The following is a 16,983-nucleotide window of genomic DNA, read 5'->3' as shown; positions in this document are numbered from 1 at the left end:
GCGAGCGCCGCCGGCTCGTCGGGCCCGAATTCTGCGGTGGGACTGTCGGCGCGACGTACCCTGTGACGAACGAGTCGGTGGAAGGCTGCTGGGTGGTCTCGGACATCCCGTGCTCCTTAGGCCTGGCGGCCGGACGTGCTGCGGCCGAATGGCCGGTTCACCCTCGTGTCGCGCGATACCGTTTGCCCGTTTCTCTGTTCATCACTTTCGATGACGGTCGCGCTCGTCTTCGGGCGAAGCCTCGCTGCGCCGCTTCCGGTGTGATAGCCCCGGTAGAGCACCCGTTGCAAGCCAGCGCCGCGTCGCGCCGAAGGCGCTGGTGAGCTCAGTCCTGCTTCTGTTGGCGGTATGAACGCCCGCCACGAGAACGGGTGTGGCGGGCCTGCTCGTGGCAGAGCGCGCTGCTGCTATACCCCGCGCTGGATCACCGACAGCTCGTCACGGGCTCGGGTGGCGGCGACGTAGGTCAGGGAGCGGGTGCGGAGTTCGGCATCGTGGCGGCCGGACTCGTCGAGGACGGCAAGGCGGGCGGTTTCAGCGGCAGTACGCTGCCCGACGTCCGCGAGGACGACCTTGGTGAACTCCATGCCCTTGGCCCGGTGCATGGTCATGACCAGCGGCTTTCCCGCGGTGGGCTGCTCGCGGTCCACAGCGCGGACCGGGACGCCGCGTTCGGTGAGGCCGGTGACCACGCGTTCGCGCTGGAAGCGGTCCTGGACCAGGACCGCGATGGTCTCGGGGGCCTCGCCGGCCGCGAGCCAGCCCGTCAGCCGGGCGGCGATAGTGTCGAGCTCGCCGGTCAGCGACGTGACCTGGTCGATCCTCGGGTTCGGGCCGGAGCGGGCCGACCGGTAGCCCGTCGCCTCAGGCTCCTCCTCCAGGTCCACATAGGAACCGCCGTCGAGGATCGAGAGCGCGTAGTACAGGTTCTGGGCGGTCGTGCGGTAGTTGAGTGTGAGCCGCCGGGAGCGGCCGACGATCTTGATGCCGTAGCGGCTCAGTACCGTCCGAGGACCGTAGATGCGCTGGTGGGAGTCCTCGGCGATGAACAGGTCGTCCGCTCCGTCGGCTGCCAGCGCGCGGAGCAGCTGCCAGTGGGCGGGGGAGAGGTCCTGGCCCTCGTCGACCAGGACGTGGTCGGCGAGCGGGCCGGTCTCTCGCAGCCGCGCGGCGGCGACGGCGGCGGCCTCGCCGAAGTCCAGCGTCCCGTCGATGCGGTTCTGGGTCCGGTAGGCGGAGATCAGCGACCAGACTGCGGACCGTTTGGCCCGGTCGAGCGCGACGCCGCGCCCGGGGCGCCGCACGCGGAGGTACTCGGCCTCGGTACCTACGGCGTGGGGCAGGACGATCAGCGAGTACTCGGTGGCCAGGAACGTCTCGTTGGCGATCTCGGGCGGCAGGTCGGTGCCCGCCGTGTCGAGGACGGCCCGCCAGCGGGTGCCGGGGACGCGGCCGTTCGGGCTCGACCGCTCCTCACCCAGCACTGCCTGCACGGCCTTCGCCACGTCGCCGCCGCGGATCACCGCGGCGGCGAGAGCATCGACGCCAGCGATGAACACACCGGGATCGCCGAGCTTCGCGGCCTGTGGCACCCGCGGGTCGAGCTGCGCGAGGCTCTCGCGGAGAGCGTCGGCAAGGTTCGTGGTGAACGTCGTCAGAACGATGCGGGCCTGCGGGTTCTGCCGAGCCAGCCGCCGCGCGCGGTGGACGAGCACGACCGTCTTGCCGGTCCCCGCGCCGCCGGACAGCCGGAACGGCCCGTTGTAGTCCTTCGTGACGTAGGTGCGCTGCTCGGGATGCAGGAACACCCGCCACGCGCCGAAGTCCCCGTCCTCGATGACCCGACGCAGCTCGTCCTGGTCGTCGATGAAGGCGAACTGCGCGGCGGCGGCCGGCTTGCGGAGCGAGACGAGGAGCTGGTCGTCCTCGGTGCCGGTCGTCGGCGCCGGGTCGCCCAACTGGAGCTTGTCGTGGATCTCGTCGATCGAGTCCGTGCTGGTCAGGTCAACGAGTAGGAGCCCAATCCAGCCCTCGTGCCGCTGTGCGAGGGCGAGGACGGCGTCCTCGTCCGGCGCGGCGAGGGCCGCGTCGGCGATCTCCTCGGGCAGGCCGAGCCGGTCGACGAGCGCGGTCTGCGTCCGCCCGCGCCGAACCAGCAGAGGCTTATCGACGACCGGTTCGTCGGCCTGCACGACGGCCTCCGGTTCGGCGACTACAGTGGCGACCGGCTCCGGCACCGTCGGTTCGGGCACGGCGGGTGCCTCCGTCCCCGCGGGCGTCTCCTCGATCTGCGGAAGCCCGTTGATCGGGTTGACCTTCAGCCGGACGCGTTCGGCGACCTTGTTCGCCTCGTCATGTGGCCAGACGCCGTGAATGACGTAGTGCCGCTCCCCGTCGCCGTCGAGGCGGAACATGACCGCGCGCCAGAAGTCGTCGACCCGGCCGGTGCGCACCCGCGGGTCCGCGGACCCCTGGATCGGCTCGACGTGCAGCCCCGGGACGGTGTCGTCCGCCGACAGCTTCTGCAGGAAGGCCATCGCCTTCGAGCGCACCGAGCCGTCGAGCCTCTTCGGCCACTTGGTCATGATGAGCGTGGGCACTTACGCCTCCCCGGCCTTGCTGAGCTGCGCGATGATCTCCGCCGGATCGGGCGGGACGACGACCCATCCGGCTGCCGCCAGGTCCGTGCGGTCCTCGGCGGGCATGTCCTGGGTCTCGACGACGATGTTCAGGCTCGGCCAGGCGACGTCGATCATGATCCCCTCAGGGCTCTCCCCGCCGATCGCGGGCGCCAGCGGGGCGCCCGCCGCGGCGAGGGCGAGCACGAGCTCACGCTCGGACCCTGGGCGCGCCTGGTCGACCACCTGCGCCCAGTCTTCGGGAAGCTCCGGAAGATCGGCCACCGCCGAGATCGCGGGCGCAGCCACCGGGACGGCAACGGGCGTGGCTCCGAGCGTCGTCGTCGAGACGGCCGTCGGCCAGTCGCGCAGGGCAAGCGCGTTCGAGAGCTGCAGCCACTCCCGCCACGAGTCGCCGTGCGCGGAGTCCAGCACCTCAGGGCGGTCGTCGAGGACGAGTGCGGTGCCGACGAGCGGGCCGTCCAGCTCGATGGCGACTGCGCACGACCCGGAACGCCAGACCATCGCCTTGCGCGGACCCGAGGACGCCGCGTCCGTGCCCAGCAGCACCCTCCGGGCCGCCTCGGAGAGCTCGGTCTCCGCCGGGAGCAGGACGACCGTGGTCTGGGCCAGCAGAAACATCGGCACCGCCCGCGCCACCGACCGGACGTGCACCGGCTCGGGAGAGGACACCCAGCCGAGCAGCCAGTCGACCGGGCCCGAGCGCAGCGCGTGGTAGGCGGCGGGCGAGGCCATGAATTGCGCGTTCGTCATCAGCTGTCCGACGGTGGCGTCCGAGTACCAGGCCGGTGCAGTCACAGAGCCCTCTTCCGCCGCGACCACGTCCCGCGCCGACACCGAGATCACCACCCGCCCGGTGTCCCGCAGGATGTGCCGCTTGGCGGCGTCGTCCGCCAGCCGGTTGTGCGCCACGGTGGCGTGGAAGGTGAGCCCATCGGTGAAGATCGCGACCGTGGGCACCGACGTGTCGTTGGTCTCCAGCACGAAGTCCGGGCGCGAGTTCTCGACGTTCACCTGCGGCGTCAGCGTCCACTGCCGCGGCTGCCCCGGGATCGTGAACCGCACGGAGTTGCCGAACGGGCCGGGGACCTCCTGGGTCGATGCGCCGATCTTCTTGAGCCGCTCCACGAACACCTTCCGGAAGCGCTGTTCGAGGTGGGACTCGGGATCCTCGGCCGGCGGGACCTCGGTGATCGTCCAAGCCGGCACGTCGTCGAGGCTGGAATCGTCAGGCCGGAACCCGAGCAGCGTGCGCAGGTGCCGCTCCGCCGACGCCCGAGATGCCCGTCGGACCTGGCCGGGCGCGATGAACGGGAGCAGGCAGCGGTGGCAGGCCAGACGAGGCTCGGTGCGGCACTCGCAGTCCCGCACCCGCTCCCACGCCGTCGCCAGCAGCGATCGCAGCACGTCAGACTGGACGAGCTCCGCCAGATAGCCCGTCCCACCGGGGACTGCGTCGTGCAGCAGGATCGCCTCGTGGTTGTCCGAGCCGTCGCTGAGCGTCGGGTCGACGACATGCTCCACCCGGATGTGGTCCGGATGCCCGCCCAGCTGCTCCCGCAGCCCGAGCAGCAGCGCGGCGGCCAGGCTGGGCGCGGCGAAGTCGTCTCCGATGGTCACCGCGCTGGGCAGCCGGAGCAGCAGGCCCTGCGTCCGTAGCGTCCGGGACAGCGCGACGGTGGTGGTGTGCTCGTCCGTCGACGTCCGGTACCGACACCACGGCCGGTGTTCGTGCGCCTTGTTCTGGCCCGCGTCCGTGTCCAGCTTCCCACAGCCCTCGCACACCCGGAACAGCGCGCCGGAGATGTCCTCACCGGCGATCGTGCGGGTGGCGCCGTGCCCGGCGGTTCCGAGGTTGACCCACCGGATCGTGAGCGCCTTCAGGTACGTGCAGCCGAGCCCGATGTCCTCAGCGAACCACCGGTCCCCGAAGTCCGCCGGGTCCACGTCCGCCGCCGTGACGACCTGGAAGTAGCGGTTGTCCCGCTGGTCGCGCCGGTCGGTGATCGTCGCCTCGTCGCGGCGGATCTCCGCGGTGACGTGCGACAGCTCGACGACCCCGAGCCGCTGCCCCATGTCGCCGACACCGCTGCTCCCGCACCGCGGGCACGTCGGCACAGACTTGGTCTTGCCCTCCGCGTCGACGTCCACGGCGTAGCCGCAGGCCGGGCAGAACACCCACGGTCGGATCGCCACCCCGTCCACCCCGAGGTCGACGGCGTCGATGGTGATCTCCAGCCCCCGTGCGTAGAAGCGGGCGCCGGGCGCGAACTCCCGGATGGCCTGCGCGGAGCCGCGCTGGATCCGGGCGTGGTCGGTCTGGAACTCCTTCGAGTCCGGGTTCATCCAGCTCAGCCCGACGTCGAGAGTGACGTTGTCGTCGAGCAACGTGTAGTTGGGCAGCAGCCCGTACTCCTCGAGCACCCCGATCCAGTACTCGCCCTGCAGATGCGCGAGCTGCCCGGAGGTGAGCTTGCGCGCGGTCTCGGCCGAGCGCTGCGCGCGGCGGTCGTCCTCGGTGGCGGCGGTGGACTGGGCCTGCGCGATGAGGGCGGGCAGGGCGTCGTCGATCGCCTTCTGCCGGTGCTTCAGCTCCTCCACGGTGCCCTGCCAGCGGCCGCTCGCCGCGTGCACCTGGGCGGCGAACGCGCTCGTCCCGGGCCCGTTCGGCGCGACCAGCCACGCCCGCAGCCCGCTGACGACGTCGTCCGGCAGCGCGCTGAACGCGCCGAGGAACCGGTCGAGATGCGCCGACGCATGCGTCTCGGCATGGCTGATCAGGTCGCCGAGGAACGTGCCGGGCTGACTGGATCCGATGGCGCTGCGGGCCCGACGCGGGTGGGGCCGGGTCTCGTCGCGGGCGAACTCGTCCGCGAGGTGCGCGGTGTATTGGCGGCGCAGGATCTCCTCGGCGCGCAGGTAGGTCGCGGGCGGCCGGACCTCGCCGTTGATCACCGAGAGCGGGTCGCCGAGCTTCGGCAGCTGCTCGCCGCGCCCGGTGATGAACGCGAGGTTGAGCGCGTTGCCGGTGAGCCGGCCCGCGCGGCCGACGCGCTGCAGGTAGGAGGCGACGGTGCGGGGGAGCGAGGCCAGGACGACGGCGGAGAGGTCGCCGATGTCGATGCCCATCTCCAGGGTCGGCGTGGCGACGAGGACGTTCGGCGCCGCCGGGCTGTTCTGCGCGCCCTTGAACCCGTTCTCGTAGTCCAGCCGGACCTCGTCCTCCAGCAGGCTCGTGTGCTCCCGCGCGACGACCCGCCGCATGTCCGGGGAGGCGTAGAGCCGCTGATAGAAGTTCTCCGCGAGTGGGCTCGCCTGCAGCCGCCCGGGGCAGGTCACGAGCATGCAGGGGGCGCCGGTGAGCTGCTCCATCGTGGTCGTCGACCCGGTGACCGGGGCCCGGCAGGTGCCGCAGATCAGCAGGTTCCGGCCCGCCGCGAGGTCCTCGGGCGCGGTCGGCCCCACGACGACGCCGCCCGCCGGGATGGCGAACACCGCGGCCCCGGAGGTGCTGGTGATCGAGGTGAGCACCCCGTCGCGGGTCAGCTGTTCGAGCAGCAGCCGGGCCAGCCGGCCGCCGTCGGTGGGGCTCACGTCGAGCACGCGGGAGGTCCACTGCGCGTACCAGGACTTGGGCGGGGTGACCGGCTCCAGGCCCTCGCCCGCGGGGTCCCCGCTCCCGCCGATCCGGGGGTAGCCAGGCGCCGGGCGGCCCTTGGGGAAGGCGGGCATCCCGTCGCCGCGCGGGCGGCCGCCGGAGACCCACCAGCGGTTGCCGTCCTCCTGGCGGTAGCGCTCGAACCACGGGTGCTCGACGGCGCCGAGCGACCGCATCCGGTCCAGCAGACCGCGCACCCACTGCAGCAGTACGACGTCCGGCTGCTCACCGTCCGCGGTGTCCGATCGGGTCTGCACGGCGACGCCGGCCAGCACCGTCCGCGCCGCCGCGATCATCTTCGGCGGCTGCCCGGCCTCGACGCCGACGGCCGCGGAGCCGGTGAGCTCCAGGGTGCGGCCGGTGCGGGAGTTGAGCCCGAACTCCAGCATCGCGTCGAGCGCGAGCCGCTTCTGGACCCGCGACCGCACGCTGATCGGGATCTGGCGGTACTTCTCCGCCGTCCAGAACGGGGTGAAGGACTCGCGATCCGCGCAGTCCGGCGCGAGGAGGCGGTAGCGCTTCGAGGCGTCGTCTCCTGCGCTGCGCATCACCTCGTCGACCAGGCCGTCGAGCGTGAGCGGACCGTCCGCGACGGCCTCGCGCAGCACCGCGCGCAAGGTCAGCGTGTGCGAGCGGGCCTGCACGAACCCGGCGCGGTGCGCGGCGTCCTGCACGGAGTCGGTGAAGACCAGCGCCTTCTTCTCCCCGGGCGCCACCTGCGCCGAGCCGAACAGGGTGGAGAGGGACACCGACAGCAGCGTCGCGATCGCGCTGCCCAGGAACCGGATCCCGTCCTCCTGCCCGCAGGCGGGGCAGGTGTCCTTGCGGGAGTCCTCGTCCGCCTCCTGCCCGGCGTGGGTGAGCACGGGCAGCACCCACCCGTCGCGCAGGTCGGGATCGTCCTCGGCCGGGGTGGCGGTGAGCAGCTCGCGGGTGCGGACCGAGAACCACGCCAGGCCGGACGCAGGCGCCTCACCACCGAACACGGCGGCGGCTTCCGTGGCCGCGGACATGAGCGGCCGGAAGCGACCTTCGCGGCTGGCGTGATCACGGCGGATGGAGTCGTCGTTCGCGGCGAGGCTCCCACCGACCGGCGCCAGCCCGACGCCCCAGCCGGACCGCCCGCACCGCCGGCAGTACAGCGCGGGGAACGACGGCCGGATGTCCTCGGCGTCGTGCACCCCGGTCGGCGGCCCGTCGTCTCCCCACCGGAACACGGCAGTCGGGTCCGCCGCGCGGTCGATGCGGGTCAGCTCGCGCACCCACAGGTGCGCCTCGACGGACAGCGCCTCCCGCCCCATCGCGGCCCGGACGTGCCCGAGCGCGGCGACGACGCGGGACAGCAGGCTCTCCCACGCCGGGTCGCGCCCGGTCGCGGCGAGGCTCGGCGTGGCCGTCGGCCCCACGACCCGCTCGACGAGTGCACTCAGGCTGAGTGCGTCCCCGGACTCGCGCGCTATGGCCGCGACGAGCGGATGCACCTGGCTCAGCCGCAGCAGCAGGTCCGCGCCCGCGGTCGCGAAGTCGCCGGGCTGCTTGCCGTACAGCAGCGCGAACACGGCCCGCGCGAGCTCGGCGCCGTCGGGATCCTCGCCGAGCAGGTCGAGCGCGGTGTTGACCTCGGCGACGCGCAGCTCGGGGATGGCGGTGGGGATGTAGCCCATCGCTGTGAGGACAGGGGCCGAACCCTCGGCCCACTCGTCGTGGGTGAGCCGTGACTCCGTGACCACCGCGTCCGGCCCGAACGGCTCCCCGAACACCGTCTCGGCGAACTCCAGCATGACGCCGGGATTGCCCTTGTCTCCCAACGTCGCGGAGGTGGCGACTGGGGTGATCCGGCCGAGCGGCCGCGCCCGGTCCTCATCGGACAGTCGGGGGTCGGTGTCGCTCCAGTAGCTCTTGAGCGTCATCCCGAGCCGCCGCAGCAGCATCGCGACGTCCGTGCCCTGCGCGCCGTCGTAGGTGTGAAACTCGTCGAGGACGAGGTACCGCAGGCTCGTCGCTGACGCGCGCCAGATGTTCCGGTCCGCGTGCCGCAGGAGGAGTTGGTCGAGCATCTTGTAGTTGGTGAGCAGGATGTCCGGCGGCTCGTCCTGGATGATCCCGCGGTCGGTGATCAGCCCGTCCTCGGTCACCATCGTGCGTGGGGTGTCGTTCTGCCCGGTGTAGAGCGCGGCGGTGACCGAGCGCAGCGCGGAGTTCTGGGTGATGAAGCTGGTGAGGCGCGCGGCCTGGTCGTTGGCCAGGGCGTTCATCGGGTAGAGGATCAGCGCCTTCGTCCCGGTCACGCCCTCCCGCTTCGCCCGCAGCACATGGTCGAGGAGCGGGTAGAGGAACGCCTCGGTCTTGCCGGACCCGGTGCCGGTGGTGACGAGCGTGGGCAACGGGCGCTCATTGGTGAGCGAAGAGAGCCGCGCGAACGCCGCCGCCTGATGCCCGTACGGCGTGTGCCCCTCGTACCACTCCAGGCTCTGCCGCCAGCCCTCGTCGGCTGGCCGGAACGGCAACCGCAGCCGCACGTACGGCCCCTTGAACATCCCGGACTCGGGATCGCCGAGGAAACGATCGAGGGCGTCGCGTGCGCCGGGATCGGTGAGGCCGAACGTCGTGGTCAGGTAGTCGACCAGGCTGTGCCGGATGCTCCCGGCCTGGATCGTGGGGAGGAGCTCACTCATGAACGCTCCGCAAGCCGCCGCTCGAACTCCGCATACGCGACCCGCATGTCGTGCTCACGGTCGAGCGTCTGGAACGGCAGTTCGTAGACGTAGGTGTTGCCAGCCTGGTTGGTGGCGGTCCGCTCCTCCTCTGAGATCCGCTCGCCCTTCTTCCGCCAGACGGTGAGCACGGAGTTCGGGACGAGGCGGCCGTTCGCGTCGTAGAAGTAAGTGTTGCGGTCGTAGCCATAGAGGACGGCGAACTGGGTGCGGTAGATGGTGCACAGTTCGTCGGCGGTGAGGCCGAGAGTGAGGGCAACGATCGCGTCGATCTCGAGTTGCGCCTGCCGACGGTCGGCTGCGATGCGAAGTGGGGTATCGACTGTCCAGGCCACGCGCACCGCGCCGAGCCGGGACCTACGCGGATGTGCCATGCCGCCTGTCCAGGTGTCACTGGGAAAGGCCAGACTCCAACATGCCGTCCATAGGTCGCCGTAAGCATCAGCGACGGCGTTGAGGCGGAGAGTGCGAAGCAGCAACTCTGGCTGAAGTGCCCCGTCCGCAACTAGTAGGCGACTTACGGTACTCGCTCGTATATTTGACTTCGGGACAACTCGAACTGCGAAGTCGTTAATGATGGAACTCAGAGACCCGCAGATGGCTACGAGTTGGCGCGCATCACCGTCAGGCATACCGGCCGAGTAGACGGCGTCGACGTGGGCGGGGCCGGGCGGTATTAGAGCGGGAATTAAGGTTCGCTCATTTGTGTTCACGCCCATGTTTCGCCAGGCGATGCGATAGTGGTCGCGGGCTGGAACGGGGCTCACTTCGTCGCCCCAATCTGTATACGCGCAGTCATACCTGTACCTGTCGCCGGTCGGCTTGTAGGCCGTAGTCGGTATTGAACCCCGTGGAAGCGTCTCAAGGTCGTTAGCTGACCAGTCGGTGTTATTGAGTAGTGTATGGTTTGGAATCTTATTTAGAGGCGTTGAAACGTAGATGTGGGGGCCTTGCAGGATAACATCATCCCAAGTGCTCGGCATGCCCCATCTTGTTTCGAAATACTTCTTCTTTCGATCGCCTGTCTCATGCCATCCTGCCGAGAAGAGGAGTCCTTGCTCGGCAACTCGTGGGGAGCCTGCAAGCTTCTTGAGGGCGGACGCTGACGCCTGGTTTACTGTGTAGATCATCCGAGACTGGTAGCGAGGCGTGGAGGAGTCCTCCAAGACGGAGTGCCATGTCGCAAGCACATCGGAATCGACGTGGGTGATTCGACCGGAATGCGGCCGCTGATCCCAACGGTCCTGATCGTCCTTCAAGCCAGGTTCGGGACCGGATCCATTGTGAACGAGTGAGCGCGTCACTGAATCTGGGTGATATAGTGAGACAGCATTGAGGAACTGCAAAGCCTCTCGCCGCGCACCGTAGATATTGACGCTATAGTGTCTCTGGTTTCCAATCTCAAATAGCTGGAGCTCGTTGCTGAACTCCCAATGGCGGCGTAGTCGATAATACGTCTCTTCGCGGAGCGGTCCGGCTTTGTTGTCAGTGAAATGGGTGTCGAGGTGAATCAGTCCGACGAAGCCGCGCCGCGAGTTCGATCGCCAAGTCTGCTCCATGAAGCATCGATACAGGTCAGGCTGAAACCCGCGCAGGTGTGGATAGAGTGCAGTTGAGCCAACAAAATGTGCAGTAGACGCGGTGTCGGTTGTGCCTTGCAGTAGTAGATCGACCATCCCTGTCTGGGACAGAGTGTCAGGGCGCTTCTTGTCGAGCAGGTCCTGGTTGGGCTTGAGGTTTAGCTTCCACCATGGGTCGCCCTCGGCGAGAAGGGCGTCGACATCAACTGCCGGCCGCACCCATGGCGGATTCCCGACTTGTAGATCAAAACCGCCGCCTGCGGCGAAGACCGTGGCGAAGTCGAGGTTCCAGTGGAAGAAGCCTTGCTGCTTGGCGACTCGCTGGCATACCACCAACCACGGATGCTCGAACAACAGCGCCTTGATCGGGCGAGCACCCGCGAAGTCCAGGGCCAGCTCCTCAGCCTCGCCCAGCTCTTCCCAGCTCGTCGCCTCGCCGAGCGAGATCTGGCCGGCTGTCCGAGCAGCGTTCTTCGTGTGCTCCTTGCCGAACTCTGGGTTGCGGCCGAGCAGCGCCTGGAGCCCCGCGATCCACTGATCCACAGTGGGCGGTTCGACTCGCGCACCGTCGACCGTGACCGCAGCGTCGGTGAGGGGCCAAAACCACAGCGCGGCCCAGGCGTCCATGACTCGCCGCAACCGCCGGTAAGCGCCGGACTCGTCGTCGAGCGCCTTCTCAATGTCCTTGCGCTGCACCGCGCCGCCCGCTGGCAACGAGCCCGCGCCCCACACCGGGATCGAGCGGCGGATCTGCTGCTCGGCGATGTGTAGGCGTCGGTAGCTGATCTGCCACAACGCTTCCACGCGGTTCGCTAGCTCGGCCAGGGCGGCGACCTGCGCTGTCGAGGGCTTGGTCTTCGTGGACCCGCGCCAAGACTTGAGCTTCTTGACCGCGTCCGGGACCAGGCTCGCGGCCTCTTTCGCATCGGCGGCCGCGCCCCAGCCGTCGGCGGGCAGGAGGAAGTGGTGGATGCCGTCGCCGAGGTCGGAGGCGATCCGGCCGGCCTCGATGTCCGCGGGCAGCGAGGTGAGCGGCAGATCCGTCGGGACCGCGGAGAGCCAGCTCTTGTCCGTGACCTGGCTGCGGCGGTACACCGCGCGGCGGGCGCCGATCAGGGAGTTGCCGCGCTTGAGGTGCAGGCCGAACCACGGGGCCGAGAGCCCGGAGACCATGGTGTCCAGCCACAGCGAGATCTCGGCGAGCTCGACCGCGGTGGCGTTGAGGTCCACGCCGTAGACGTTGTGCAGCGCCAGGTAGGCCTTGACCTCCTGCAACCGGCGCGGGTACTCGTCCGGGTCGATGCGCTCGCCCAGCTCCTCCTGGCGGCGCTTGAGGTACTGCTCGGCGAGCTGCCGCACTGCTTCGATGGCGAACGCGCCCGAGCCCAGCGCGGGCTCGCACACCGTGAGGCCGAGGATCTCCTCGGCGCTGGTGCGCGAACCGTCCTGGTCGAGCAGCTCTTCGAGGGCCTGCCCGACGGTGAACCGGGTCAGCACCTCGGGGGTGTAGTAGGAGGCGGACTGCTGGCGCTCCCGGCCCGCGAGCCGGAACACGAACGACCCGGCCTGGTGCAGGACCGGCTTCTTCTCGCCCGTCCGCGGATCCTCGGCCTTCACGAAGTCCGCGGCGGCGATGCCCTCGGACCGGCTCACCGGTACGACCCACGAGCCCTTGCTGCTGTCCCCGCCCTTCGCGACCTCGTAGAGATCGGTCTCGGCGAAGAAGCCGGTGTAGGACATCAGGCCCTCGTACACCGCGCCGAGCTGGTTGATGCCGAGCTCGGCGTAGGAGATGAAGCCGCGGTCCTTTCCGCTGCGCTCCTTGCTCAACAGGAGATGCGCGAGCACCTTCTGCAGCGCCGCGTTCCCCAGCCCGACGGCGTCGATGAACCGCGTGGCCTTGGGCAGGAAGAGGTCCGCGCGCAGGGCGTTGAAGTAAAGCCCGTCGGAGGGGCCGGCCCCGTCCTCGTCGTCGGCCTCGGACGTGACCACCGCGGGCGCGTGCCCGGTGTCGACCAGCCCGAACAGCACCGCCAGCGACTCGTAGAGGTGCGTGCCCGCCTGCGCCCGTGGGGTGGCGAGCTCGACCTGCACCAGCTCGCGGAGGCGGTCGAGGCTATAGCCGGCGTCGTACTCTGCGGCGCCCGCGGGCAGCACGCCCAGCTCGGGGGAGGCCTCGGCGTAGAGCAGGAACAGCACGCGGTAGAGGAACCGCAGGGACTGCTTGGCCAGCTCGTTGGCCTCCGCACCCGGCAGCGGGTCGAGACCCTGCGCCTTGCGCCGGGCCACCACCTCGTTCGCGATGATCTCGATGGAGAGCCGCACGCCCTCGCGGAGGTCCTTGGACACCCCGACGGTGTGCTTGACCGACTTCTCGAGGGTCTCCAGCCACCAGAGCTTCCCGGCGGCGTCCGGCGCGACGGACTCGGCGGACAGGCAGGTCAGCGCGCGGTCGATCTCCCCGCCGCGCTTGGTCTCGTTGCGCTCGCAGATGAGCTGCAGGTCCACGGCGAGGTAGCGGCCCTCGGCCCAGCGCTCCTGCTCGGCGAGGATGATCCACCGCCCGGCCAGGATCAGGGCGAGGTCCGGGGCGGCGGACTCGTCGACGAACAGCGCCGACACCAGCCGCGCGGCGGACGTGAACTCCGGCCCGTCCTCCTCCAGCGCGAGCGGCTCCAGCAGCGTGGGCTGGTCCTTCGCCAGGGCGTCCTCGTGCGTGACGGCGGGGCGGGCGAGCACCACGGCCAGCGGCGCCCGCTCGGTGATGCCCGCCGCGGAGATCCGCCACAGCGGCCCGGTCTCGGCGACCTGCAGGCCGTGCTGGCGTAGCTCCAGGACCTGCACGATCTCCGTGTAGACCTCGCGGGTGGCCTTGGCGACGGTCTCGTCGTCCTGCACCACGGCGGACTCGCGGTCGGCGAGCTCGGCCAGCGCGGCGAGGTCGACCTCCAGCTTCTGCCGGACCTTCGTGAACCGGGTGCGCGGGGTGGGGCGGTCGGCCTTCTCCTCGGCGTCCCACGTCTTGCGCCGCGCCAGGACCTCGGCGTGGAACGACTGGGAGGCGGCCTCGGAGCCGAAGTAGTGCTCGGAGATCCAGCTCTCGCCGACGAGGATCGCGTCCGACCCGCTCACTGCTGCGCTCCGTTCTCGGGGACCACGACCAGCAGCGGCCGCACCAGCTGCCGGTCCGGTCGCATCGCCTCCACCAGTTCCTTCTCCTGCGCCACCGTGACCCGGCGCTGCTTCATGCCCGCGTTCTGGGTGGCCTTCTCCGCCTCGGCGTCCCAGCGGTCGAGGCGCTGGGACCACGAGTCCACCCGGCGGGCGACGTCCGCTTCATTGGCGGCCACCAGCGGCCCCATCTGCGCCTGCGCCTTCTCGACGGCGGGAGGCACGAGCCGCTGCAGGTCCCCGACGTCTGGAACCCCACCGGGGTTGTCGCGCCTGCGGTCCCAGCCGACCGCCGCGAGCATCGCCGCCGCGGACTCGTGCGGGGTGAGCAGCGCGAGGTCCGGCATCGGGAACGCCACGCTCAACCAGGTCGCGGCCACGATCTCGCCTCCGCGGTTGGTGAGCGTGCCGAGCAGCAGCACCGTCGGGTCGTCGACCTCCCCGCGGACGGCGAAGATCTCGTTGCGCCCCAACGACGACAGCGCCCGGTCCGCGGCCCAGCCGAGGACGGGGTGCAGCGGGCTGAGGTAGTGGGCGTCCGGCCAGTTCGAGCCGGTCTCGTCCTTGAGAGCGGCGGCCAGCCGGTCCTTCCCGCGGGAGGTCGTCGTCGCCAACATGAGCTGCGAGGTGACCTTGCGGTCGGTGAGGTAGGTCTGGGGGAGGACCTCCAGACGTTGGGCGAGGTCGTCCGGCGGGACGAGGGACGCCGTGCCGAAGCCGGTATTCGGCCGCCACTCCACGCCGTCGTTCGAGACGGGGTTCGTGGGATCGGTGAACGCGGCGGCGAGGGCGGTGTCGAGGTAGGTGAAGTCGTCCTCGAAGAGGCCGGTGCCCGCGGTGGGCGGCGCGGCCGGGGTCGGCTCGGGCGCGGGGTCGGCGTTGCTGAGCTGGGCGAACAGGCTGGAGAGGTCGGTGCCGGCCTGGACCTGCGCGGGGGTGCGGACGACGTCGTCGAGAGACTTCTCCTGCGCCAGCACGCTGCGGATCTGCTCCTCCTCGGCCTTCACGTCGTAGGAGCCCATGAGGGAGGCGGCGTCGCCGAGGGCGGTGTGCGCCTCACTCTCCTTCTCCATGAGGCTGCGCAGGATGCGGACGTCCCCCGCGAAGCGCTCGCTCGCCGGATCGAGGAGCAGGGCGGTGATCCGCGGCGGGTGTTTCTGGCCGTAGCGGTCGATGCGGCCGTTGCGCTGCTCGATGCGGATCAGGCTCCACGGGATGTCGTAGTGCACCAGCTCGTGGCACTGGGCATGCAGGTTCACGCCCTCCGACGCGACGTCGCCGGTCACCAGGATCCGGACCTTCGCGCTCTCCTGCTTGAACTCCCGGACCACGCGCTGCTGCTCGTCGTCCGCCAGGCCGCCGTGCATGATCTCGACAGCGATCGGGTCGAGGCCGAGGTCCTTGGGGAGCTTTTCGGCGAGCCAACGCAGGGTCTTGACGCGCTCGGCGAACACCACGGCCCGCTTCGGGGAATTCTTGCCGACGCCAGTGCCCTTCAGTTGCTCGACGAGTGCCGTGTACTTCGCCGACGGCTGCGCGAGGGCGTCCTCGGTGAGATCCATGAGGCGCTGCAGTGCCGCGCGTTCGACGTCCGCATCCGGGCCAAGACGGTTCGTGCGCTCCTTGATCGACTCCTGCAGCGCCGCGGGGGAGGAGAGGAACGCCTTCGCCAGGGTCCAGGGGAACAGCGCGGAGTTCTTGCCGGAGTAGGGGCTCGCGCCTTTCTCGGGCCACAGCCACACGTCCTCGAGCTCGCGGGCGATCGCGTTCTCGGCGGGGTTCGCCGGCACCAGGACGTTGTGCGGGGGCTGCCGCTCGGCCCAGTCCGCCCCGACGACCGACTCCACCTCGGGGCTGTGCCGGTGGCGTCGGATGACGAGGTGCTCGATCTCCTTGGCGTTCAGCTCGCCGGACGGCGGCACCGCGGACGGGTCCAGCAGGCGGATGAGCTCGGCGAACGACTCGGCCTTGCCGTTGTGCGGGGTGGCGGAGGCGAGGATCAGTGCCTCGGCGTTGCGGGCCAGGATGCGGGCGAGCCGGTTGTTCTGCGTGGCGTTGTTGGCGAGGTTGTGGGACTCGTCGATCACGACGGCGTCCCAGCGCTGCGTCTTGAGGCTCGCGAGGTAGCGGTCCGACTTGAGCGTGTCGATGGAGATGATCACGCGCTTGAAGTAGGTGAACGGGTTGCGCGTGGCGGGCAGCTTCTGGCGCACCCGCTGGATGCCCGCGGAATCGAGGCGGACGAAGGGCAGCGCGAACCGCGTCCACATCTCGTGCTGCATCTGCTCCAGCACGTGCCGCGGGGTGACGATCAGGATCCGCTCGCCCCGCCCGCGTCGGACCAGCTCGGAGAGGATCATGCCGATCTCGAGGGTCTTGCCCAGCCCGACCGCGTCCGCCAGCAGGATGCGGGGCCGGAGGTTCTCCGGGTCCAAGGCTCGTCGGACGGCGGATTGCTGGTAGCTGAGCGCGTCCGCCAGACCCTGCGTCGCGACGGTCAGGGAGCGGTCGCCGAGCGGGATCGGGGTCTTGCGGAAGGTGGACTCCACCCACAGCCGCGCGGTGCGGTAGTGCGGGCTCGCGTCCGCGACGACCCGTGCCTGCGCGGGGTCGAGGGGCTCGATCGAGTCGAGGCTCGCGTAGAAGCTGGCGGTGGTGTCCCGCACCAGCTCGGTGAGCCCGCGGACGTGGACCAGGAGCCCGTCCGCGGTCTGCTCGGTGGACTGGACGAACCAGTCCTCGTCCCGCACGACCACCACGGAACCGGGCGCGAGCGCCTGCTGGACCTGGGACTCACTGGTCGCTGTGATGGCGGCTCCCCCTTCGTGCGGAGAGACTTCTGGCGGGATACACCACCGAGCCCCCCAATATCGTGCGTGTCCAACTTAGTGGGGTCGTCACGTGATGCTCACGGGGGCTCACGATCGGGTGAACTCCACTCGTCGAGCGGAGTGACTTCCCCAGCTCCGGGCCGAGTTCTGGAGGAATGGGGGGAAGCGGACATCGCTGCGGGGCCAGGAACAAGGAGGCCCCGGGGTACTGCCGAAGACGGGTGGTCGAGTCCTGGGACCGGTGCTACCAGCACCAGACCGCATGGTCGTGGGGAGTCGGCTGGTATCGGACGAGGCAGGCCGAGCGACGGCGTCAGCGCGCGGCCATGGCTCGCATTCCGCGACCGAGGGGGCCCGTTCCGGCCGGTCGGCTGACAGAACGGCAGAAGG

General features: G+C 70.1%; 4 protein-coding genes. All 4 read right to left on the bottom strand.

From position 1 onward, the window contains the following. Nucleotides 1-407 precede the first annotated feature (407 nt). The 4 genes from GTW08_RS24390 to GTW08_RS24375 are packed head-to-tail and all read right to left on the bottom strand — an operon-like array spanning nucleotide 408 to nucleotide 16,512. Nucleotides 408-2,600 carry a UvrD-helicase domain-containing protein gene (locus tag GTW08_RS24390; protein ID WP_161152593.1) on the bottom strand — a complete coding sequence of 731 codons (2,193 nt, stop codon included), beginning with the start codon at nucleotides 2,598-2,600 and terminating at the stop codon, nucleotides 408-410. After that, the gene (locus tag GTW08_RS24385; RefSeq protein WP_161152592.1) at nucleotides 2,601-8,972 is read right to left on the bottom strand and encodes a DEAD/DEAH box helicase; all 6,372 of its coding nucleotides are present in this window, start codon (nucleotides 8,970-8,972) and stop codon (nucleotides 2,601-2,603) included. After that, nucleotides 8,969-13,723 carry a restriction endonuclease subunit M gene (locus GTW08_RS24380; RefSeq protein ID WP_073574112.1) on the bottom strand — a complete coding sequence of 1,585 codons (4,755 nt, stop codon included), beginning with the start codon at nucleotides 13,721-13,723 and terminating at the stop codon, nucleotides 8,969-8,971. Before GTW08_RS24380 ends, GTW08_RS24385 begins: the two co-directional genes overlap by 4 nt. Then, nucleotides 13,720-16,512, bottom strand: a complete 2,793-nt coding sequence (locus GTW08_RS24375; protein WP_346009966.1) for a helicase-related protein — start codon at nucleotides 16,510-16,512, stop codon at nucleotides 13,720-13,722. Before GTW08_RS24375 ends, GTW08_RS24380 begins: the two co-directional genes overlap by 4 nt. Nucleotides 16,513-16,983: the final 471 nt, after the last annotated feature.

This window comes from Pseudonocardia sp. SID8383, from assembly GCF_009864975.1.
Classification (GTDB): Bacteria; Actinomycetota; Actinomycetes; order Mycobacteriales; family Pseudonocardiaceae; genus Pseudonocardia; species Pseudonocardia alni.
Note: the sequence above shows the minus strand (reverse complement) of the source record. Positions and strands in the feature narration are given on the sequence as shown.